General features: G+C 59.6%; 19 protein-coding genes and 1 pseudogene. 12 read left to right on the forward strand and 8 right to left on the reverse strand.

Annotation, left to right across the window (positions count from 1 at the left end; translation table 11 throughout):
- Nucleotides 1-63 precede the first annotated feature (63 nt).
- Nucleotides 64-708 carry a Qnr family pentapeptide repeat protein gene (locus ACP3TA_RS16180; RefSeq protein WP_033642796.1) on the forward strand — a complete coding sequence of 215 codons (645 nt, stop codon included), beginning with the start codon at nucleotides 64-66 and terminating at the stop codon, nucleotides 706-708.
- Here ACP3TA_RS16180 and ACP3TA_RS16185 read toward each other — a convergent pair.
- Nucleotides 698-1321 carry a LysE family translocator gene (locus tag ACP3TA_RS16185; protein ID WP_426784375.1) on the reverse strand — a complete coding sequence of 208 codons (624 nt, stop codon included), beginning with the start codon at nucleotides 1319-1321 and terminating at the stop codon, nucleotides 698-700. The genes ACP3TA_RS16180 and ACP3TA_RS16185 overlap by 11 nt on opposite strands.
- A gap of 374 nt (nucleotides 1322-1695) precedes the next feature.
- Here ACP3TA_RS16185 and cspE point away from each other — a divergent pair, with 374 nt between their 5' ends.
- Together cspE and ACP3TA_RS16195 are read left to right on the forward strand one after the other, a co-directional pair.
- Nucleotides 1696-1908: a transcription antiterminator/RNA stability regulator CspE gene (gene cspE / locus ACP3TA_RS16190; RefSeq protein WP_004941268.1), complete on the forward strand. Its 213-nt coding sequence runs from the start codon at nucleotides 1696-1698 to the stop codon at nucleotides 1906-1908.
- A gap of 114 nt (nucleotides 1909-2022) precedes the next feature.
- Nucleotides 2023-2101 (forward strand): annotated as a pseudogene (locus tag ACP3TA_RS16195).
- Between the two features lie 213 nt (nucleotides 2102-2314).
- Here the strand turns inward: ACP3TA_RS16195 and ACP3TA_RS16200 are convergent.
- Nucleotides 2315-2992, reverse strand: coding sequence for an isochorismatase family protein (locus ACP3TA_RS16200; RefSeq protein ID WP_016928046.1), 678 nt, complete (start codon nucleotides 2990-2992; stop codon nucleotides 2315-2317).
- 253 nt (nucleotides 2993-3245) lie between these two features.
- Here ACP3TA_RS16200 and ACP3TA_RS16205 point away from each other — a divergent pair, with 253 nt between their 5' ends.
- Complete coding sequence (locus ACP3TA_RS16205) at nucleotides 3246-3674, forward strand: universal stress protein (protein ID WP_033642798.1); 429 nt, start codon at nucleotides 3246-3248, stop codon at nucleotides 3672-3674.
- A gap of 314 nt (nucleotides 3675-3988) precedes the next feature.
- Nucleotides 3989-4744: an SDR family NAD(P)-dependent oxidoreductase gene (locus tag ACP3TA_RS16210; RefSeq protein ID WP_016928044.1), complete on the forward strand. Its 756-nt coding sequence runs from the start codon at nucleotides 3989-3991 to the stop codon at nucleotides 4742-4744.
- A gap of 43 nt (nucleotides 4745-4787) precedes the next feature.
- On the opposite strand, the gene ACP3TA_RS16215 is transcribed toward ACP3TA_RS16210, so the two are convergent.
- From ACP3TA_RS16215 to puuD, 4 genes are read right to left on the reverse strand one after another with little or no spacing between them, the layout of a single operon-like run.
- The gene (locus ACP3TA_RS16215) at nucleotides 4788-6068 is read right to left on the reverse strand and encodes an NAD(P)/FAD-dependent oxidoreductase (protein ID WP_426784376.1); all 1281 of its coding nucleotides are present in this window, start codon (nucleotides 6066-6068) and stop codon (nucleotides 4788-4790) included.
- 11 nt (nucleotides 6069-6079) lie between these two features.
- On the reverse strand, nucleotides 6080-7576 hold the full coding sequence (gene puuC / locus ACP3TA_RS16220; RefSeq protein WP_262942515.1) for an aldehyde dehydrogenase PuuC: 1497 nt from the start codon (nucleotides 7574-7576) through the stop codon (nucleotides 6080-6082).
- A gap of 15 nt (nucleotides 7577-7591) precedes the next feature.
- Nucleotides 7592-8149, reverse strand: a complete 558-nt coding sequence (gene puuR / locus ACP3TA_RS16225) for an HTH-type transcriptional regulator PuuR (RefSeq protein ID WP_033642801.1) — start codon at nucleotides 8147-8149, stop codon at nucleotides 7592-7594.
- On the reverse strand, nucleotides 8146-8907 hold the full coding sequence (puuD, locus tag ACP3TA_RS16230; protein WP_025302552.1) for a gamma-glutamyl-gamma-aminobutyrate hydrolase: 762 nt from the start codon (nucleotides 8905-8907) through the stop codon (nucleotides 8146-8148). Before puuD ends, puuR begins: the two co-directional genes overlap by 4 nt.
- A 219-nt stretch (nucleotides 8908-9126) precedes the next feature.
- Between puuD and ACP3TA_RS16235 the strand changes: the two genes are divergently transcribed.
- The 5 genes from ACP3TA_RS16235 to ACP3TA_RS16255 all read left to right on the forward strand — a co-directional run bounded on the left by ACP3TA_RS16235 (nucleotide 9127) and on the right by ACP3TA_RS16255 (nucleotide 14799).
- Nucleotides 9127-10545 (forward strand): glutamine synthetase family protein, encoded by a 1419-nt coding sequence (locus ACP3TA_RS16235; protein WP_015377637.1) that lies wholly within the window; start codon nucleotides 9127-9129, stop codon nucleotides 10543-10545.
- 308 nt (nucleotides 10546-10853) lie between these two features.
- Nucleotides 10854-12224 (forward strand): APC family permease, encoded by a 1371-nt coding sequence (locus tag ACP3TA_RS16240; RefSeq protein WP_033642803.1) that lies wholly within the window; start codon nucleotides 10854-10856, stop codon nucleotides 12222-12224.
- Between the two features lie 91 nt (nucleotides 12225-12315).
- Nucleotides 12316-13209: an aromatic amino acid DMT transporter YddG gene (gene yddG, locus ACP3TA_RS16245; protein WP_426784377.1), complete on the forward strand. Its 894-nt coding sequence runs from the start codon at nucleotides 12316-12318 to the stop codon at nucleotides 13207-13209.
- Nucleotides 13210-13282: 73 nt separating this feature from the next.
- On the forward strand, nucleotides 13283-13555 hold the full coding sequence (locus ACP3TA_RS16250) for a hypothetical protein (RefSeq protein ID WP_033642807.1): 273 nt from the start codon (nucleotides 13283-13285) through the stop codon (nucleotides 13553-13555).
- A gap of 362 nt (nucleotides 13556-13917) precedes the next feature.
- Nucleotides 13918-14799 carry a nucleoside-specific channel-forming protein Tsx gene (locus ACP3TA_RS16255; protein ID WP_046686925.1) on the forward strand — a complete coding sequence of 294 codons (882 nt, stop codon included), beginning with the start codon at nucleotides 13918-13920 and terminating at the stop codon, nucleotides 14797-14799.
- Between the two features lie 54 nt (nucleotides 14800-14853).
- Here ACP3TA_RS16255 and ACP3TA_RS16260 read toward each other — a convergent pair whose 3' ends face one another.
- Nucleotides 14854-15033: a hypothetical protein gene (locus ACP3TA_RS16260; protein ID WP_033642811.1), complete on the reverse strand. Its 180-nt coding sequence runs from the start codon at nucleotides 15031-15033 to the stop codon at nucleotides 14854-14856.
- A gap of 442 nt (nucleotides 15034-15475) precedes the next feature.
- On the opposite strand from ACP3TA_RS16260, the gene ACP3TA_RS16265 reads away from it, so the two are divergent.
- On the forward strand, nucleotides 15476-15970 hold the full coding sequence (locus tag ACP3TA_RS16265) for an anti-virulence regulator CigR family protein (protein WP_033642812.1): 495 nt from the start codon (nucleotides 15476-15478) through the stop codon (nucleotides 15968-15970).
- Nucleotides 15971-16084: 114 nt separating this feature from the next.
- Nucleotides 16085-16615, forward strand: a complete 531-nt coding sequence (locus ACP3TA_RS16270; RefSeq protein WP_129993142.1) for a chorismate mutase — start codon at nucleotides 16085-16087, stop codon at nucleotides 16613-16615.
- A 3-nt stretch (nucleotides 16616-16618) separates the two neighbouring features.
- Here the strand turns inward: ACP3TA_RS16270 and ACP3TA_RS16275 are convergent, their stop codons facing one another.
- Nucleotides 16619-18154, reverse strand: a complete 1536-nt coding sequence (locus ACP3TA_RS16275) for a serine hydrolase domain-containing protein (protein WP_206195927.1) — start codon at nucleotides 18152-18154, stop codon at nucleotides 16619-16621.
- Nucleotides 18155-18285: the final 131 nt, after the last annotated feature.

An 18285-nucleotide genomic window follows, 5' to 3' on the forward strand; every position in this document is an offset into this window, starting at 1 on the left:
GCCAACCGCGCCGGAATAGGATTAAATGCCGCACTGACTGTATAAATAAACAGGGGTGTTGCAATGAGCCTGGCGCTGAAGGGTGAGAAGATCGCGCGTAACCGCTTTACCGGCGAAAAAATTGAAAACGGCAGCTTTATGCTGTGTGATTTTTCGGGCGCCGATCTGACCGGCACCGAATTTATCGGCTGTCAATTTTACGATCGCGAGAGCCGACAGGGCGGTAACTTCAGCCGCGCAATCCTGAAAGACGCGAGTTTTAGAAGCTGCGATTTATCGATGGCCGATTTCCGCCACGTTGACGCATTGGGGTTGGAGATCCGCGAATGTCGCGCGCAGGGAGCAGATTTTCGCGGCGCCAGCTTTATGAATATGATCACCAGCCGCACCTGGTTTTGCAGCGCCTATATCACCAAGAGCAACCTGAGCTACGCCAATTTTGCCAAAGTGGTGTTGGAGAAATGCGAGCTGTGGGAAAACCGTTGGCACGGCGCGCAGGTGCTCGGCGCCAGCTTCAGCGGCTCCGATCTGTCCGGCGGCGAATTCTCCGGTTTTGACTGGCGCGCCGCCGATGTCACCCAGTGCGATCTGAGCAACGCGGAACTGGGCGAGTTGGATTTGCGCACCACCGATCTGCAGGGCGTTAAAATGGACAGTCACCAGGCCGCTCAACTGCTGGAGCGGCTGGGGATCGCAATCATCGGCTGAAGAGCTGCCTGATGCCCAGGCTGATGATCAGCACGCCGCAGGCGCGATCGATCCAGGCTTTACTGCGTCGGTAGGCGCTGGCGATCGGCGCGTGCGACAGCACCAGCGCCACCAGGCCATACCACAGGCTAGCGACTACCGCGACCTCCAGCAGCATGGCGGCGAAGGTGGGCATGGAGACATGGGCAGGCGCCGCCGACGAAAACACCGCGGCGTAAAAGGCGACGGATTTGGGGTTGGCGATGTTGGTGGTGACCCCTTGCAAGAATGCCGATCTGAAGCCGGAGTTCACCCCACCCGCCGCGCCGACAACCCCTGAGCCGGGAGCTGCATGGGCGATCAGCCGATAACCGAACCAAATCAAATAACCTGCGCCGGCCACTTTTACCGTCAGCGCCAGCCAAGGGAACAGGGTGAAAATCATGCCGACGCCGAGCAGGGCGCTGCTCGCCCAGAACAGGTTGACCAAGACAATACCTGCCACCAGAGCGAAAGCCTCGCTGCGGCGCGCGGAAACGGCTTTGTGTGCAACGGCGACAAAGTTGGGGCCGGGGATCACCACGCCGACAATATACACGGTGAAGACGGCGAGCACGGCTGGCATATCAATCATCGGTTAACGGCCTGTAAGAAGGGGGAACCTAGTTCTATAATGAATCGCCGGTATGATCCAGCAGTGCGAAAAAATTTTTTCATAGGCCGTTAGCGGCAGATGCAGGCGGTGCTTTGCGGTAATAAATTTATGAGGCAGATGAATATAATTTAAAATATATCTTGCTTAAATAATTTAGCTGTGTGTAAATAGCGTCATCGGTTTGTAGTACAGACCTTATGAAAGCAGTTTTAGTAAAGCAGTTCTCAGTATTAGCGATATCCCTCAGATACCTCTTCTTCCGCGAATTCTCTTCTCTAGTGCCCCATAAGTTTCCAATAAAAACAGACCTCTATCGCCCTATGGCGTCGCAAAAATATAAAGGAAATATCTCTATGTCCAATAAAATGACGGGTTTGGTAAAATGGTTTGATGCAGGTAAAGGCTTTGGCTTTATCACCCCGGCAGACGGCGGCAAAGATGTGTTCGTACACTTCTCCGCTATCCAGAGCAACGATTTCAAAACGCTGGACGAAGGCCAACAGGTTGAGTTCACTATCGAAAATGGCATGAAGGGGCCTTCTGCCGGCAACGTGGTCGCGTTATAATTTTCGGCCGAGGTGCAATGTCTTACGACAGCGATGATGGTTTAAGCCGGAGCAGTTAAGCAATGAAATCCTCAGCCTGAATAAACTCCGGGTCCGCCCGGAGTCTTTCTCGATACGTCATTAGCTCAGCAGGAAGAGCGGCAGCGAAATTATTCGTTGGCGGACTGGGGTTCGATTCCTCGATGACGTTCCAATAATTAATGATTATTGGCAACAGAAAAACAGATTGCCGCAGAATTAATAACGCCGCGTTTCAGTCTATTTTTCTGTTGTGAAAAAGTCGCGCTTAGTCTGCGTAATGTTGGAGTGTGGGATGGACGCTTACGCCATAACATGACAGCCGGGAAAGTCACCGGCACACGATTAATAGCCCCGGCCTTGGCCGGGGTTTTTTATACCCGCGATCTTAACGTTGCGAGTCCAGCAGTTCGTTATTTTTCACCACGTCCTGCGCCTTGAGGTAGCTCTCGATCAGCAGCTGATAGGCCGGGAAGATTTTGGTGTAGACCTCGGCCCACTGCTGAGCGTCGGCGCGGTTCCAGCTGCCCTGCAGCTCGGAGGCGACGCCGGCGGTGTCGATCGGCACCACGCCCGCCTGTACCACGCGCGCCAGGGTAATTTCCTGCGCCATTTTCGAGTAGGTGCCGGAGGCGTCGATCACCGCGAAGACCTTATAGCCTTCGGCCACCGCGCTGATGGACGGAAAGGCCATGCAGACGCTGGTGATGGTGCCGGCGATGATCAGGGTTTTGCGGCCGGTGGCTTTGACCGCCGCCACGAAGTCAGGGTTGTCCCAGGCGTTGATTTCCCCTTTACGGGCGACGTATTGCGCGTGCGGCGCATTCTGGTGAATCTCCGGGATCAGCGGGCCGTTGGGGCCCTGCGGCACCGAGGCGGTGGTGATCACTGGCAGTTTGCTGAGGGTGGCGATGCTGGCGAGGGCGGCGGCGCGAGCGCGCAGTTCGGTCATCGGCATATCGGCGACGGTCTGAAACAGACCGCTCTGGTGGTCGATCAGGAGCATGACCGCGTCATTAGCATCAATAACAGGACGCTGGCCGTTGAAGTTGGCTGGAGTGCTCATGGTATTTTCCTTTTCTCGTCGTGAGGTCAGTGGGTATCTTCTTTGATTGATAAGGCTGAAACTCAGCACTTGCCTACAGTGTAGAGAGAGGAGATAAATCCGGTAGAGCCTAAAGCCGGGATGCATCGTTCCATTAATAGAACGACACTGCAGCAGGCGAGGGGGCCGGCGCTGGGCTAAACTTAAGGTGCATGAGAAACATGCGGCAAGGAACGCCATCCTGTTCATGGGTTTGACGCGGAGGGCCGCCGTCATGGCTTATCAGCATATCGTTGTCGCCACGGATCTCAGCGAAGACGCCGAGTTCCTGTTGGGCAAGGGCGCCAGGCTGGCCGCCGCGCTCCAGGCCAAACTTTCACTGATTTATATCGATATTCACCGCGCCGGTTATTATGTCGATCTGGGCGTGGGAGATTACAACTACACCGATCGCACGTTTTCGGAGCGGGTGAAGAATATGCTCAATGCGATCAAAGGGCAGTCTTCCTATCCGGTGGAAGAGGTGATCGTCAGCCGTGGCGCATTGACGGAAGAGCTGAATCGGGTGGCGAAGGAAAAAGGGTTCGATCTGGTGATCTTCGGCCATCACCACGATGTCTGGAGCCGGCTGGTTTCTTCGGCGCGTCAGGCGATCAATGAGTTGAACGTCGATCTGCTGGTGATCCCCATCGAGAAAAAATAGTCGCGGCCGCCGGCGGGCGGCTGCTTTTTTCATTCGCATCGCTTATCTCTGAGCGGCCATAACCGTCTATCCGCAATAATCCCGCTTGCTGACAATCCGCCAGGAAAATAGTGACTGGCCGCAATTTTATTATCTCCATCAATGTGTTGGCCAAAATCCGATAAAGATTAACCCAGCGCATTGAAATGACTCGCATACCTCCTTTTGGTTAATAAACCGCACGTTTTGACTGGCTCTCAGGGAGCCTGCGTCTTATCCTCGGGGCAATGAGATTTGTATGACTTATATAAATGCGTTTACATGGAGGAGGTCTCATGCGTTTTGACAATAAAGTCGTGGTTATCACCGGTGCGGGCAATGGCATGGGGGAAGCGGCGGCGCGGCGTTTCTCCGCCGAGGGCGCCATTGTGGTGCTGGCCGACTGGGCCAAGGAAGCGGTAGACAAGGTCGCCGCTTCGCTGCCGAAGGGCCGCGCGATGGCGGTGCATATCGACGTTTCCGATCACGTGGCGGTTGAAAAAATGATGAACGAGGTGGCGGAAAAACTGGGCCGCATCGACGTCCTGCTGAACAATGCCGGCGTACATGTGGCGGGCAGCGTGCTGGAAACCAGCATCGACGACTGGCGTCGCATCGCCGGGGTCGATATCGACGGCGTGGTGTTCTGTTCCAAATTCGCCTTGCCGCACTTGCTGAAAACCAAAGGCTGCATCGTCAATACCGCATCGGTGTCCGGCCTGGGCGGTGACTGGGGCGCGGCCTATTACTGCGCGGCGAAAGGCGCGGTGGTTAACCTGACGCGCGCCATGGCGCTGGATCACGGCGGTGACGGCGTGCGCATCAACTCGGTCTGCCCGAGCCTGGTCAAAACCAACATGACCAACGGCTGGCCGCAGGAGATCCGCGACAAGTTCAATGAGCGCATCGCGCTGGGGCGTGCGGCGGAGCCGGAAGAAGTGGCGGCGGTGATGGCGTTTCTGGCCAGCGACGACGCCAGCTTTATCAATGGCGCCAACATTCCGGTCGATGGCGGGGCGACCGCCTCGGACGGCCAACCGAAGATCGTCTAAGCGTTAATGCGCAGGCCCGGCCATCATGACCGGGCCTGTTGTTTTAGACGCCGATGCGATCGCGCAGCGTGTAGTAGGCCGCGCCGATGGCGGTGAACGGGATCTGCAGATTGCGCCCGCCGAAGAACGGCAGGTGCGGCAGCTTGGCGAAGGCGTCGAAGCGTTCGGCGTCGCCGCGCATCAGTTCGGCAATCAGCTTGCCCGCCAGATGGGTGCAGGTCACGCCGTGGCCGCTGTAGCCCTGCATGTAGTACACGTTATTCTCCAGGCGGCCGAACTGCGGCATGCGCGACAGCGTCAGCAGGAAGTTACCGGTCCAGCGATAGTCGATACGCACGCCTTTCAACTGCGGGAAGGTCTTCAGCAATTTTGGCCGGATCAGGTTGTCGATGTCGTCCGGATCGCGCGCGCCATACACCACGCCGCCGCCGTACAGCAGGCGATGATCGGCGGTGATGCGGTAGTAATCCAGCAGGTAGTTGCAGTCCTCCACGCAGTAGTTCTGCGGGATCAGCGCCTGCGCGATCTCCGGCGCCAGCGGCTCGGTGGTCACCACCTGGGTGCCGCACGGCATGCTGCGCTTGGCCAGCCGCGGCTCCAGCTTGTCGCCCAGATAGGCGTTGCCGGCGACGATGACGAAACGCGCCTTCACCTGACCGTTGGCGGTGCTGATGAGCGCCGGTTCGCCGTGGCGAATGTTCGTCACCGCCGATTGTTCGAAGATGCGCCCGCCCTGCAGGCGGATCGCCTCGGCCTCGCCCAGCGCCAGGTTAAGCGGATGGATGTGGCCGCCGCTGTGATCGAGCAGCGCGCCGACGTAGCGATCGCTGGCAACCTCCTGGCGCAGCCGATCCGCATCGAGCAGCTCGAGCTGGGTATTGCCGTAGCGTTCCCAGTTGCGCTTTTGCTCGATCAGCGCATGGAACTGCTTGTTGTTCAGCGCGGCGAAGATGCCGCCGGGGCGGTAGTCGCAGTCGATGGCGTAGCGGCTGATGCGGCTGCGAATGATCTCCGCGCCTTCAAACATCATGCTGCCGAGCAGGTGGGCGCTTTCCGCGCCGTAGCGCTCTTCAATCACATCGATGTCGCGGCTGTAAGAGTTGACCAACTGGCCGCCGTTGCGGCCGCTGGCGCCGAAACCGATGCGCGCCGCTTCCAGCACCACCACGTTATAGCCGGCTTCCACCAGAAACAGCGCGGAGGAGAGTCCGGTATAGCCGCCGCCGATCACGCAGACGTCGCACTCGATAGATTCATTCAGTTGCGGATAGGGCTGATGTGCGTTGGCCGTGGCCGCATAGTAGCTTTTTACGTGTTCAGTCATGAGATAAGCCCTTATTCCAGCGAGATCCAGGTGGTTTTCAATTCGGTGAATTTGTCCAGCGCATGCAGCGATTTGTCGCGGCCGTTGCCGCTTTGCTTGTAACCGCCGAACGGCACGGTCATATCGCCGTCGTTGTAGTTGTTGACGAACACCGTACCGGCCTTCAGTTGGCGCGCCATGCGGTGCGCGCGCGCCAGATCGCGGGTCCAGACCGCGGCACCGAGGCCGTAGTCGCTGTCGTTGGCCAGCTGCAGCGCCTGTTGCTCGTCGTCGAACGCCGTCACCGCCAGCACCGGGCCGAAGATTTCATCGCGCGCCACGCTCATGGCATTGTCCACCTGGGTGAGGATGGTCGGCCCCAGATAACCGGCGTGGTCGCCCTGCGGATGGTCGCGCCCGTCGAGGAACAGCGCGGCGCCCTGGCTCAGCCCCCGATCGATATAGCCGGCCACTTTCTCGCAGTGGCCGCTGTCGATCAGCGTGCCCATCACCGTGTCGGGATCGAGCGGATCGCCGGGCACGAAAGCCGCCGCGTGTTTGCGCAGCGCCTGCAGGAACGCTTGCTCTATGCTCGCTTCGACCAGCAGGCGAGTGCCGGCGATGCACACCTGCCCCTGATTGTAGAAGATGCCGGCGGCGGCGCTGCGGGCGGCCTGATCCAGATCCGGGCAGTCGGCGAAGACGATGTTGGCGCTTTTGCCGCCGGCCTCCAGCCAGACACGCTTCATGTTTGATTCGCCGGCGTAAATCATCAGCTGTTTCGCCACCAGCGTAGAGCCGGTAAAGGTGAGGGCGTCGACGTCGCGGTGCAGCGCCAGCGCCTTGCCGGCGTCGTGGCCGTAGCCGGGCACCACGTTCAGCACGCCGTCCGGCAGCCCGGCCTGTTGCGCCAGTTTGCCGAGCAGGATGGCGCTCAGCGGCGACTTTTCGGAGGGTTTGAGCACCACGCTGTTGCCGGCGGCCAGCGCCGGGCCGAGCTTCCAGCAGGCCAGCAGCAACGGAAAGTTCCAGGGCACGATGGCGCCGACCACGCCGATCGGCTCGCGCTCGATCAGCGCCAGCGCCTCGCGGCCGGTGGGGGCGATTTCGCCGTAGACCTTATCGATCGCTTCGGCGTACCAGCGGATGCAGCGGATGGCGCCCGGCACGTCGTCGCGCAGGCTGTGGCGGATGGGTTTGCCGGTGTCCAGCGTTTCCAGCAGCGCCAGCTCTTCGTGATGCTGCTCCATCAGATCGGCGAAGCGCAGCAACGTGGCTTTGCGCTGCGCCGGGGCGGCCTGCGCCCAGTCGCCGCGTTCAAAGGCGGCGCGCGCCGCGCTGACCGCCCGATCGATGTCGGCGGCTTCGCCGCGCGCGACCTGCGCCAGCTCACGGCGACCGGCGGGATCTTCGACGGCGAAACGTTTCCCCGCGGCGGCCGGCTGGTAGCGGCCGTCGATAAACAGCTGATGCTCAATCTTCAGGGCCTGCGCCCGTTGTTGCCAATACTGCAAATGGTGAAAGTTCATGCCTGGCTCCGTTGATCAGAATGTCGTCGGCGTATGGGCGCTGATAATCCGGCAAATGCGCGCCGACGTGTTGCTGAAGCTGTGGGGAATGCCGGTATTGATGGCGTAGCTCTGCCCGGCCTGCAGGTGATAGCTCTGGCCGTTGACCTGCAGCACCACTTCGCCTTCCAGCAGCGTGCCGATCTCTTCCCCTTGGTGTTTGATGCGCTCGCCGGTGGTGGTGCCCGGTTCGTAGGTCTCGATCATCATTGCCAGCGTGCGATTCGGATCGCCGTTATGGATCAGCTTCATCGATACGCCCTGGCTGCCGATCTCGATCAGGTCGTCGCTGTCTATCACGATCTGCGGCTCAGCCGGTTTTTCCGGTTCGGCGAAAAACGCCGACAGCGACAGACCGTATACCGTCAGCAGCTTTTGCAGCGTGCTGATGGCCGGGCTGACCTTGTCTTGCTCGATAGTACTGATGGCGCTGTGGGTTAACCCAGACAGTTCGGCGACCCGGCGCTGCGACAACCCCAATTGTTGACGGATCTGCGACAGACGTTTTCCCGGTGCCAAGCTGACGTCGCTCATGGGCGTTTTTCCTTTTGATAGTTCCGACAGGCGGTAATGAAACCATCAAACAACAGGCGCGACAGGGCGTACTCGTCGCTGTTCCACTCCGGGTGCCACTGCACGCCGAGCGCGAAAGGCTGATCGCGCACGCTGATCGCCTCCACCAGCCCGTCGGCGGCGTGCGCCTCGATGCGAACGCTCGCGCCCAGGGTTTTGGCGCCCTGGCCGTGCAGCGAGTTCACCCAGAATCTGTTGCAATCCGGTATCAGTTGCGAAAGCAGCCCCCCTTCCTGAACGATGACCTCGTGGGCGGGGGCGTATTGCTGTTCCAGCGGCAGGTCGTGATCTTCACGATGCTCCAGCAGCTCGGGCAGTTCGTACAGGCGGCGATGCAGGGTGCCTTGAGTGGCGACCACCATCTCCTGCATGCCGCGGCAAATGGCGAAAAGGGGAATGCGCCTGTCGAATGCCTGGCGGATCAGCGCCAGGCTCAACGCGTCTCGGCCAGGATCGGCATCAGGCTCATCGCCGTTTTCACCATAAAGGTGCGGCTGCACATTACTGGGGCTGCCGGGCAGCAAAATGCCGTCGAGGCGCGGCAACAGTTCCGCCAGCATCTCAGGCTCCGCCAGCGCGTGCGGCAGGGCGATCGGCAAGCCGCCGGCGGTGATAACGGCATTCAGGTACTTTTCTTGCAAGGTCTGTGTGAGGTGCCCGTTTAACCTATACCTGCACATGACGACGCCGATGACTGGTCTGTTAAATATATTGTCCATGCTATCCCCTTGGTACGTTCGAAATTATGAACGATAAGCTTCTCCACCGCCGATTTCGTTCAATATTCTATAAATCTAGCAGTCGATTGGCCAATATTCAAACCAAAAGTAACACTTGCAAAACAAATTTGTTTCATCTACGTTTCAATTGTGGGCATTATATTGAACAAGACGGTCAATAAACATCGACGACAGCAAAACACAAACGGCGGGTGAACCATGCAGACCAACATCGTAGAAGTGGAAAACTTTGTTCAGCACAGTGAAGAGAGACGAAGTAGCGCGTTCCAGCGCGAAGTGAAGAAGTATCTGGAACGTTATCCGTTAACCCAACATGTCGACGTACTGTTGACCGATCTGAACGGCAGCTTCCGCGGCAAACGCATCCCGGTCGGCGGCCTGAACAAACTGGAGAAGGGCTGTTACTTCCCAGCGTCGGTATTTGCGATGGATATTCTCGGCAACGTGGTGGAAGAGGCCGGGCTGGGGCAGGAGTTGGGCGAGCCGGATCACGTGTGCGTGCCGGTGCCGGGCACGCTGACGCCGTCGGCGGCGGACCCGCAATATATCGCACAGGTGCTGCTCACCATGTTGGATGAAGATGGCACTCCCTTTGACGTTGAACCGCGCAATGTGCTGAACCGAGTGTGGCAGCGTTTGCGTCAGCGCGGGCTTTCCCCCGTGGTAGCGGTAGAGTTGGAGTTCTATCTCATCGATCGTCAACGCGACGCGGAGGGCTATCTGCAGCCGCCGTGCGCGCCGGGCACGCAAGAACGCAACACCCAAAGCCAGGTGTACTCCGTCGATAACCTGAACCATTTCGCCGACGTGCTGAGCGAGATCGACGAACTGGCGCGTTTGCAGGGCATTCCGGCGGACGGCGCGGTGGCGGAGGCGTCGCCGGGGCAGTTCGAGGTCAACCTGCACCATACCGACGACGTGCTGCAGGCCTGCGACCATGCGCTGGCACTGAAGCGCTTGGTGCGCATGGTGGCCGAGAACCACAACATGCAGGCGACCTTTATGGCCAAGCCGTATGAAGAGCACGCCGGCAGCGGCATGCACGTGCACATCAGCATGCTGAATGCGCAAGGCGACAACGTGTTCGCCGATGACGACGGCGAAGATTCGGCGCTGCTGAAACAGGCGCTGGCGGGCATGATCGCCCTGATGCCGTCCTCGATGGCGCTGCTGGCGCCGAACGTCAACGCCTACCGCCGCTTCCAGCCCGGCATGTATGTGCCGACCCAGGCCTCCTGGGGGCATAACAACCGCACCGTGGCGCTGCGCATTCCCTGCGGCGATCGCGATAACCACCGAGTGGAGTATCGCGTGGCGGGCGCCGACGCCAACCCGTATCTGGTGATGGCGACCATTCTGGCTGGCATCGTCTACGGCCTGGAAACCGCATTGCCGCTGCCTGAGCCGGTGACCGGCAACGGGCTGGAGCAGGACGGGCTGCCGTTCCCGATCCGCCAGAGCGACGCCCTGTACGAGTTCGAACATCAGCCGGTGCTCAATGCATTGTTGGGCGAACGCTTCAGCCACGTCTATCTGGCCTGCAAAACCGATGAGCTGGTGCAGTTTGAGCGCCTGATCACCGAAACCGAGATCGAGTGGATGCTGAAAAACGCCTGATCCCGCTCACCCTGCGACTACCGCGCGCGTCCGGCGCATTTCATCGGCTCTCCTGTGGCCGGCGAGGCTGCGCGCTGCGGTACAGAATTTCTTCTATCACGGCGTACAGGACGCCGACGAGGAAATAACCATGACTCAGTCATCTCCCTGCGCAGACGTTTGCCTGTGCCGCAGTGCCGACGGGCCGGTCGCCGGCCGCCCGACAGCGATCCCAACCCGTTTTTCCCGCCGCCTGAGCAGCAGTTTCCCCGCGGCCTCTCTGAATGACGTTGCACGGTTGACAGCAGAGGACCAAAAGGGGAAATGCCATGACGACTAAAGCCATCGACGGCGGCCAGGCGGGCAAACCGCAGCTGCGCAAATCCCTCAAGCTGTGGCAGGTGGTGATGATGGGCCTGGCCTATCTGACGCCGATGACGGTGTTTGACACCTTCGGCATCGTCTCCGGCCTCACCGACGGCCATGTGCCGACCTCCTATCTGCTGGCGCTGGCCGGCGTGCTGTTCACCGCCATCAGCTACGGCAAACTGGTGCGCCAGTTTCCCACCGCCGGGTCCGCCTACACTTATGCGCAGAAGGCGATCAATCCGCACGTCGGTTTCCTGGTGGGATGGTCGTCGCTGCTGGACTATCTGTTCTTGCCGATGATCAACACGCTGCTGGCCAAGATCTACCTGACCGCGCTGTTCCCGGAGGTGCCGCCCTGGGTGTGGGTGGTGGGCTTCGTGATTCTGATCACCGCCATCAACCTGAAAAGCGTCAATCTGGTGGCCAACTTCAATACTCTGTTCGTACTGGCGCAGGTGGCGATCATTTTGGTGTTCATCTATCTGGTGGTACGCGGCCTGCACAACGGCGAGGGGATGGGCACGGTGTGGAGCCTGCGGCCGTTCCTCAGCGAGAATGCGCATCTGCTGCCGATCATTACCGGCGCGACTATCCTGTGCTTCTCGTTCCTCGGCTTTGACGCAGTCACCACGCTGTGTGAAGAGACGCCCGACGCCGCCAAGGTGATCCCGCGCGCCATCTTCCTGACCGCGCTGTACGGCGGGGTGATCTTTATCAGCGTGTCGTTCTTCATTCAGCTGTTTTTCCCGTCCATTCAACGCTTTCACCAGCCCGATGCCGCGCTGCCGGAGATTGCGCTGTACGTCGGCGGCAAACTGTTCCAGTCGATCTTCCTGTGCGTGACATTTATCAATACGCTGGCCTCCGGCCTGGCGTCGCACGCCAGCGTGTCGCGCTTGCTGTACGTGATGGGGCGCGACAACGTGTTCCCGGAGAAATTCTTCGGCTATATCCATCCCAAATGGCGCACGCCGGCGCTGAACGTGCTGATGGTCGGGCTGGTGGCGTTGTCGGCGCTGTCGTTCGATCTGGTGACCGCCACGGCGCTGATCAACTTTGGCGCGCTGGTGGCCTTTACCTTCGTTAACCTGTCGGTGATCAGCCACTTCTTTATTCGCGAAGGGCGCAACAAAAGCTGGAAGGATCGTTTCAACTTCCTGTTCCTGCCGTTGGTGGGGGCGCTGACGGTGGGCGTGCTGTGGCTGAACCTGGAGAAAAGCTCGCTGACCATGGGGCTTATCTGGGCGACGCTGGGCTTCGGCTATTTGGCCTGGCTGACCCGACGCTTTCGCCAGCCGCCGCCGCAGTTGGAGCGGCAACCGCAGCAATAAATTCACAGGCGGGAGTTTCCCGCCTTTCTTTTTGGCACGTGCGGCAGTAGAGTGAAAAACCTGATAAAAAATAACCTATTGGACCTGCCTTATGCCCGCTTTGCCCTCGCGTACCCGCGCCACGTTGTTCGGTTTATTGGCCATTGTGCTGTGGAGCAGCGTCGTTGGCCTGATCAGAAGCGTCAGCGAAGGGCTGGGGCCTGTCGGCGGCGCGGCGATGATCTACAGCGTCAGCGCGGCGTTCTTGCTGGTGGCGCTCGGCGTGCCGAAATGGCGCAGCTTTCCGCGGCCTTACCTGATCGTCGGCAGCCTGCTGTTCGTCAGCTACGAGATCTGCCTGTCGCTGTCGCTCGGCTACGCCAATACCCGCCTGCAGGCGATAGAAGTGGGCATGATCAACTACCTGTGGCCCTGTTTCACCGTGCTGATGGCGCTGGCGCTCAACGGCCAAAAGGCGAAATGGTGGCTGCTGCCGGGGCTGCTGCTGTCGCTGTTCGGCATCGGCTGGATCATGAGCGGCGAGGGCGGCTGGTCACCGGCGCAGATGCTGGCCAACGTGCGCAGCAATCCGCTCAGCTATACGCTGGCGTTCAGCGGCGCAGTGATCTGGGCGCTGTATTGCAACCTGACCAAGAAGATCGCCCAGGGCAGCAACGGCGTGGTGCTGTTTATCGCGCTGACCGCGCTGGCGCTGTGGATGAAGTACGCCTTCAGCGCGGAAAGCGGCATGCAGTTCAGCGTCGGCGTGACCGTGACGCTGCTGTGCGCCGGGGTGGCGATGGGGGCGGGATATGCCGCCTGGAACGTCGGCATTCTGCACGGCAACATGACGCTGCTGGCGACCGTCTCCTATTTTACCCCGGTGCTGTCGGCGGTGTTCGCCGCGCTGGTGCTGCACACCTCGCTGACCGTCAATTTCTGGCAGGGCGTGGCGATGGTTACCCTGGGTTCGCTGATCTGTTGGCGGGCAACTCGCGGAAATTAACGGAAATTATCCGCCATCGCCGCAATGTTGAACTAGAATTTAACTAGCCATGTTGCCTGAAGGAACGACGACAATGAGAAGTGACATTCAATTTATTCAGCAGCCTGAAATCGACGTGCATCATTATGAGCGCGGCGATACCGTGCGCCTGACCACGGCGAATTTGCGGCATGAATATCAGCTCGATGTTTATATTTTGCGCCGCGATGACAAGCTGATTTACGGTTCGGTCGTCGCGGCGGCGCCCAAAACCGATATTCCGGTCGCCAGCTGGGAGGTCAAAAACGGTGAAGAGGTGGCGTTCCGCCAGGAAAACATCGCCAAAGCGGTGCCGGCGGTAAGCTGATTTCACGTTCCGTACTTTCTCCTGATGCTGATGAAGGCCGACGCTCGCGCGTCGGCTTTTTCTTTTCCACCTCGTGATGACGCCCTGATGTCATTTGGCTTAAAAACTGCGCTAAAAAACGCGACACATGACAAAAATCACAGCGAATGTGAATTTGCATGAAACATAATTTGACAAATGTGAACGCAATCGATTACCTATTCGCGAAATGCGTAACTGGATCACAGATTCTTACAGTCAGTGGTTTCTATAATGCGCGCGTCATCCGAGTTTCTGTGTGAAGACAACGCCAGGTGTCGGCAGACTCATTGTCATCTTTTCTAAACGGGCAGGAAATGGCCCTTTAAGCATGTGGTAATAAAATGAAAAAAATAGCTCTCGCAGCAGGTGTACTGCTCGCAGCGTCTTACAGTGCATCATCAATGGCTGATAGCAAAGACAGTCAATATGTCTCCGACTGGTGGCACCAGAGCGTTAACGTGGTGGGCAGCTACCACACCCGTTTCGGGCCGCAACTGAATAACGACGTGTATCTCGAATACGAAGCCTTCGCCAAGAAAGACTGGTTCGATTTCTACGGCTACGTTGACGTGCCAAAGTTCTTCGGCGTGGGCAACACCCCGGACCGCGGCATCTGGGACAAAGGCTCCCCGCTGTTTATGGAGATTGAACCGCGCTTCTCCATCGACAAGCTGACCGGCACCGATCTGAGCTTCGGCCCGTTCAAAGAGTGGTATTTCGCCAACAACTACATCTATGACCTGGGCCACAACGCCGACGGTCGTCAGAACACCTGGTACATGGGCCTGGGTACCGATATCGACACCGGTCTGCCAATGAGCCTGTCGATGAACATCTATGCCAAATACCAGTGGGAAAACTACCAGGCCGCCAACGAGAACAGCTGGGACGGTTACCGCTTCAAGGTGAAATACTTTGTGCCGCTGACCCAGGTGTGGGGCGGCAATCTGAGCTACATCGGCTTCACCAACTTCGATTTCGGTTCCGATCTGGGCAAGGACAGCCATTGGGTTGACGGCACCGGCAAACAGGTGCGCACCAGCAACTCTATCGCCTCCAGCCATATTTTGGCGCTGAACTACGATCACTGGCACTATTCTTTCGTGGCGCGTTATTTCCATAACGGCGGTCAGTGGCAGGATGGCGCGGAGATCGGCACGCCGCAGGGCCCGATCAAGTCTACCGGTTGGGGTTACTACCTGGTGGTCGGCTATAACTTCTGATTTTCCGTGTTATCAGAAACAGAAAACCCCGCCAGGCGGGGTTTTTTTTCGTCATCACTGGGCTTGTTCTACCGGGAGATGCCTCACCGGCATAAACAGCCTGCCTTTGATCACGTGACATTCATTATTTATCCAACTAATGATTTGTTCACGGCTGACGCCTTCCGACTGCGCGTAACGATGAAGATCGCCGTTAAAGTGCCGAGTGATGTATTCCATGAGGGTCATTTGCACGTCTTTTGCTCCTGAACGCCCACCCGTTGCCAGCCTGGCCACCGCGGGAGGTTAAGGTTTCTCAGACAGCGAATGTAAATTATCGGCAACGAAATCTCAACATAAAGCACCAAATAGGAGCGACGCCGGTGGGAAAAAGAATCCCGCACGGAAAGGCGGGAAGTGTTCGATATTATCATTCTGGATGATAAGAATAAGATTTGAGGTGCGACGAAAAAGAGCACGCTAACTCTTTTTTGTTACCGTCCCACGCTAGCGGAAGGCTTATTTTTCTTCAAGAAAAATCGGGGGTAGATTTCGGAATTCTCGAGGCGTTTTGCGTTAAAACAAGAGAGTGGCGCGAATGCCGTAAAACCGCACTGTCATCTCGGAGTTTTCCTTATACTTTGCCCGGAAAAGGCCAACTATAGTAAACAGAGTCCCCCACGCAGGAATACACAACATGAACAAACGTCGTACGACTCTCACGGTGTTGGCACTGATTGCATCGCTGGGGTTGTCATCCGCCCCGGCCATGGCCGACAAAGGCGGCAATGGTAACGGCAACGGCAACGGGCATGGCAACAGCGGCAATCACGGCAATAACGGTAACCACGGCAACAACGGCAATCACGGCAACAAAGATAAAGGCGACTATAGAGACTATAGAAACGACGACAATCTGGTTTCCGTCAGCCTCTCGCGCGACCGCGCCCGTTCGCTGGCGCACACCTACGGGCTGACCGGCTACCGCTCGTTGCCGCCGGGCATCGCCAAGAATCTGGCGCGCGGCAAACCGCTGCCGCCGGGCATCGCCAAAAAAATGGTGCCGTCTTCGATGCTGCGTGAACTGCCGCAGTATCCGGGTTATGAATGGCGCATCGCCGGCGACGATCTGGTGCTGGTCGCGCTCAGCACCGCGATTGTGGCTTCCGTCATCAACGGCGTGTTCGATTAACGCCGGTTGGGTCTCATCGGCCTCGCTGCGGCGGGGCCTTTTTTATTTGCCGGCGCGGGGCTGACGTGGTGAACTTGGCGCCTGACCTTTTCACTGCATCATAAGGGAGGCGCCATGTTCAGGGCGTTATTGATAGCGTGTTGCCTGACCAGTTTTCCGGCGTTGGCGGACGGTGGCGCCGCTATCGGCGAGCTGGTGAACCAACGGCTGTCGTTGATGAAAGACGTGGCCGGTTACAAGGCGCAGCAGCATTTGCCGATCGAAGATCTGGCGCAGGAGGCGAAGGTGTTGGCCAACGCGCAGGCGGAAGCGGGGCGTTTGGGGCTGGAGCCGGCGTCGGTACGGCCTTTTATCACCGCGCAGATGGACGCCGCCAAGGCGATTCAGTACCGCTATCGCGCCGACTGGTTGGCGAGCCCGGAAAGCGATTGGCAGCCGCGCCCGCTGGCGCAGGTGCGGGTGGAGATCGGGCAATTGAGCAGCCGGATACTGCAGCGTTTGGCGGCGCGGCTGCGCGCCGGCCCGCTTGACGCGGCGGATCGGGCGGCGTTTATGGCGTCCGTGGAACAGGTGAATCTCAGCGCCGCCGACAAGCGGCGGCTGGCGGATGCGCTGCTGGCGGTCAAAGCCGACAGCGCGCGCTGATCGTCAGTCGCGGCCGACGGTGCTGCGGCGGAAGGTCAGCATCCGGCTGCGGTTGGCGATGAGATCCACGTTGTAACCGCGGAAATAGAGGCAAAAGCGTTTCAACCACGGGCCGTCCTGGCACTCCACCAGCATGCGGCCCTGGCCCAGCGGGCTGAGCGTGCCGGTCTGCGCCGCCGGGCCGACGCCGATATGCACCCGATTGCCGCTAATTTCAAAGGCGGTGCGATAGTGCGGGTGGTACCACAGCCCCTGCACATGCTTCAGGCAGTCGCCGTTGGCCGTGACCGGCAGGAAACGGCGCGCCACGTGTCCAACCTCGCCCTCTACCGCTTCGCCGGTCCACTTCAGCCTGATGGGCATATGAGCGGATAGCGACACCGCGTACCCGTCCTCCCCTTGATACAGCGGTTCATCGCTGCCCAGATAGGCCAGGTTGCCGTCTTTGACCTCCAGCCAGTGCGGCTCCGCCAGCGTGGCGTAGAGACCGTCGGGGATCGCCGTGCTGCGCTGCGGCAAAGGTTCGCCCAGCAGCGCTGCCATCACCTGCAAAGCCATGCCGAAACTGTCGCAATCTTCGCGGTTGGCCACCAGCGCGACGCCGGCCTGACGGTCGGGCGCCAGCAGGAAATAGGTTTTGTAACCGGCGTGGGAGCCGCCGTGGCCCAGCAGGCTGCGGCGGCCCAGCGGCGTGCGCGCCAGCCCCAGGCCATAGGCGCTGAGTTGGCCCTGATTGAGGCGGCGCGGCGCGCTGAGTTGCGCCAGCACGCCCTGACCGGGGCCTTGGTCCGCCAACAGCGTTTGCAGCCAGCGGGTGAGGGCGTTGACGCTGCCGGTCAGGCAGCCGGAGGCGGAAAGGTGCAGGCCGGCGCTGGCGTGTTGCCAGCCCTGCGGCGCCCGCCAGTAACCCGGCACCAACCCCGGCACCACGTCGAACCAGCTTTCCGGCGCCCGCATCTGCACCTGCAGCGGCTGGGCGATATGCCGTTGCACCAACGGGTCGAAATCATACCCTTTGCTGCGCAGCGCGGCCTCCAGCAGCCGATAGCCGGTATTGCTGTAGGCGATCTCGCTGCCGGCCTCATAGTTCAACCTTTCCAGCCCCTCGACAAACTGCATCACCGGCTGCGCCTCGCTGACGGCATGCAGCGAGATGCCGAGCAGGCCGAGCGTCTCGCGCACGTCAGGCAGGCCGCCGGTCATGTCCAGCGCCTGGCCGACGGTGACGTCCGCCAGCGCAGGCTGCAGGGCGGGCAGCAGTTCACCCAGGCGTTGTTCCAGCCGAACGGCGCGATCGGTGGCGTTCAGCGCCAGCGCGGCGAAGATATGCTTGGTCACTGAGGCGTAGCGCACCACGCTGTCGGCGGTGAAGGGGGTGTTCTGCGCCAGATCGGCCAGGCCGGCGCAGGCGGTGGCGCGGAGTTGTTCGGCGTCAAACAGGGTGATGGCGCCGCCGGGTTCGCCACGCCGTTGCCAGCCGGCCAGCAGTTGTTCGGCGACGGCGCCGGCAGCGCGCCAGTTTAACGGTGTTACAGACATAGGGCCTCCAGAGAGATATTCGAAACGGGCCAGTTGGCCACAGGCCGCCCGGTGCTGACGATGAACACGGGCTTTTGGGCTGATTGTGGCGCAGTGCGTTTTTCGTCGGCCGCTGTTTTGTGCGCTGTTTG

Source organism: Serratia sp. 2C06 (assembly GCF_050037615.1).
Lineage (GTDB): Bacteria > Pseudomonadota > Gammaproteobacteria > Enterobacterales > Enterobacteriaceae > Serratia > Serratia ureilytica.

What these genes read in the sequence shown, in the direction of transcription:
- ACP3TA_RS16275 (WP_206195927.1), bottom strand. Translation starts at nt 18,154, where the DNA reads ATGTCTGTAACACCGTTAAACTGGCGCGCTGCCGGCGCCGTCGCCGAA.
- ACP3TA_RS16180 (WP_033642796.1), top strand. Translation starts at nt 64, where the DNA reads ATGAGCCTGGCGCTGAAGGGTGAGAAGATCGCGCGTAACCGCTTTACC.
- puuR (WP_033642801.1), bottom strand. Translation starts at nt 8,149, where the DNA reads ATGAGCGACGTCAGCTTGGCACCGGGAAAACGTCTGTCGCAGATCCGT.
- puuD (WP_025302552.1), bottom strand. Translation starts at nt 8,907, where the DNA reads ATGGACAATATATTTAACAGACCAGTCATCGGCGTCGTCATGTGCAGG.
- ACP3TA_RS16210 (WP_016928044.1), top strand. Translation starts at nt 3,989, where the DNA reads ATGCGTTTTGACAATAAAGTCGTGGTTATCACCGGTGCGGGCAATGGC.
- ACP3TA_RS16185 (WP_426784375.1), bottom strand. Translation starts at nt 1,321, where the DNA reads ATGATTGATATGCCAGCCGTGCTCGCCGTCTTCACCGTGTATATTGTC.
- puuC (WP_262942515.1), bottom strand. Translation starts at nt 7,576, where the DNA reads ATGAACTTTCACCATTTGCAGTATTGGCAACAACGGGCGCAGGCCCTG.
- ACP3TA_RS16215 (WP_426784376.1), bottom strand. Translation starts at nt 6,068, where the DNA reads ATGACTGAACACGTAAAAAGCTACTATGCGGCCACGGCCAACGCACAT.
- ACP3TA_RS16205 (WP_033642798.1), top strand. Translation starts at nt 3,246, where the DNA reads ATGGCTTATCAGCATATCGTTGTCGCCACGGATCTCAGCGAAGACGCC.
- yddG (WP_426784377.1), top strand. Translation starts at nt 12,316, where the DNA reads ATGCCCGCTTTGCCCTCGCGTACCCGCGCCACGTTGTTCGGTTTATTG.
- ACP3TA_RS16235 (WP_015377637.1), top strand. Translation starts at nt 9,127, where the DNA reads ATGCAGACCAACATCGTAGAAGTGGAAAACTTTGTTCAGCACAGTGAA.
- ACP3TA_RS16255 (WP_046686925.1), top strand. Translation starts at nt 13,918, where the DNA reads ATGAAAAAAATAGCTCTCGCAGCAGGTGTACTGCTCGCAGCGTCTTAC.
- ACP3TA_RS16200 (WP_016928046.1), bottom strand. Translation starts at nt 2,992, where the DNA reads ATGAGCACTCCAGCCAACTTCAACGGCCAGCGTCCTGTTATTGATGCT.
- ACP3TA_RS16270 (WP_129993142.1), top strand. Translation starts at nt 16,085, where the DNA reads ATGTTCAGGGCGTTATTGATAGCGTGTTGCCTGACCAGTTTTCCGGCG.
- ACP3TA_RS16265 (WP_033642812.1), top strand. Translation starts at nt 15,476, where the DNA reads ATGAACAAACGTCGTACGACTCTCACGGTGTTGGCACTGATTGCATCG.
- cspE (WP_004941268.1), top strand. Translation starts at nt 1,696, where the DNA reads ATGTCCAATAAAATGACGGGTTTGGTAAAATGGTTTGATGCAGGTAAA.
- ACP3TA_RS16250 (WP_033642807.1), top strand. Translation starts at nt 13,283, where the DNA reads ATGAGAAGTGACATTCAATTTATTCAGCAGCCTGAAATCGACGTGCAT.
- ACP3TA_RS16240 (WP_033642803.1), top strand. Translation starts at nt 10,854, where the DNA reads ATGACGACTAAAGCCATCGACGGCGGCCAGGCGGGCAAACCGCAGCTG.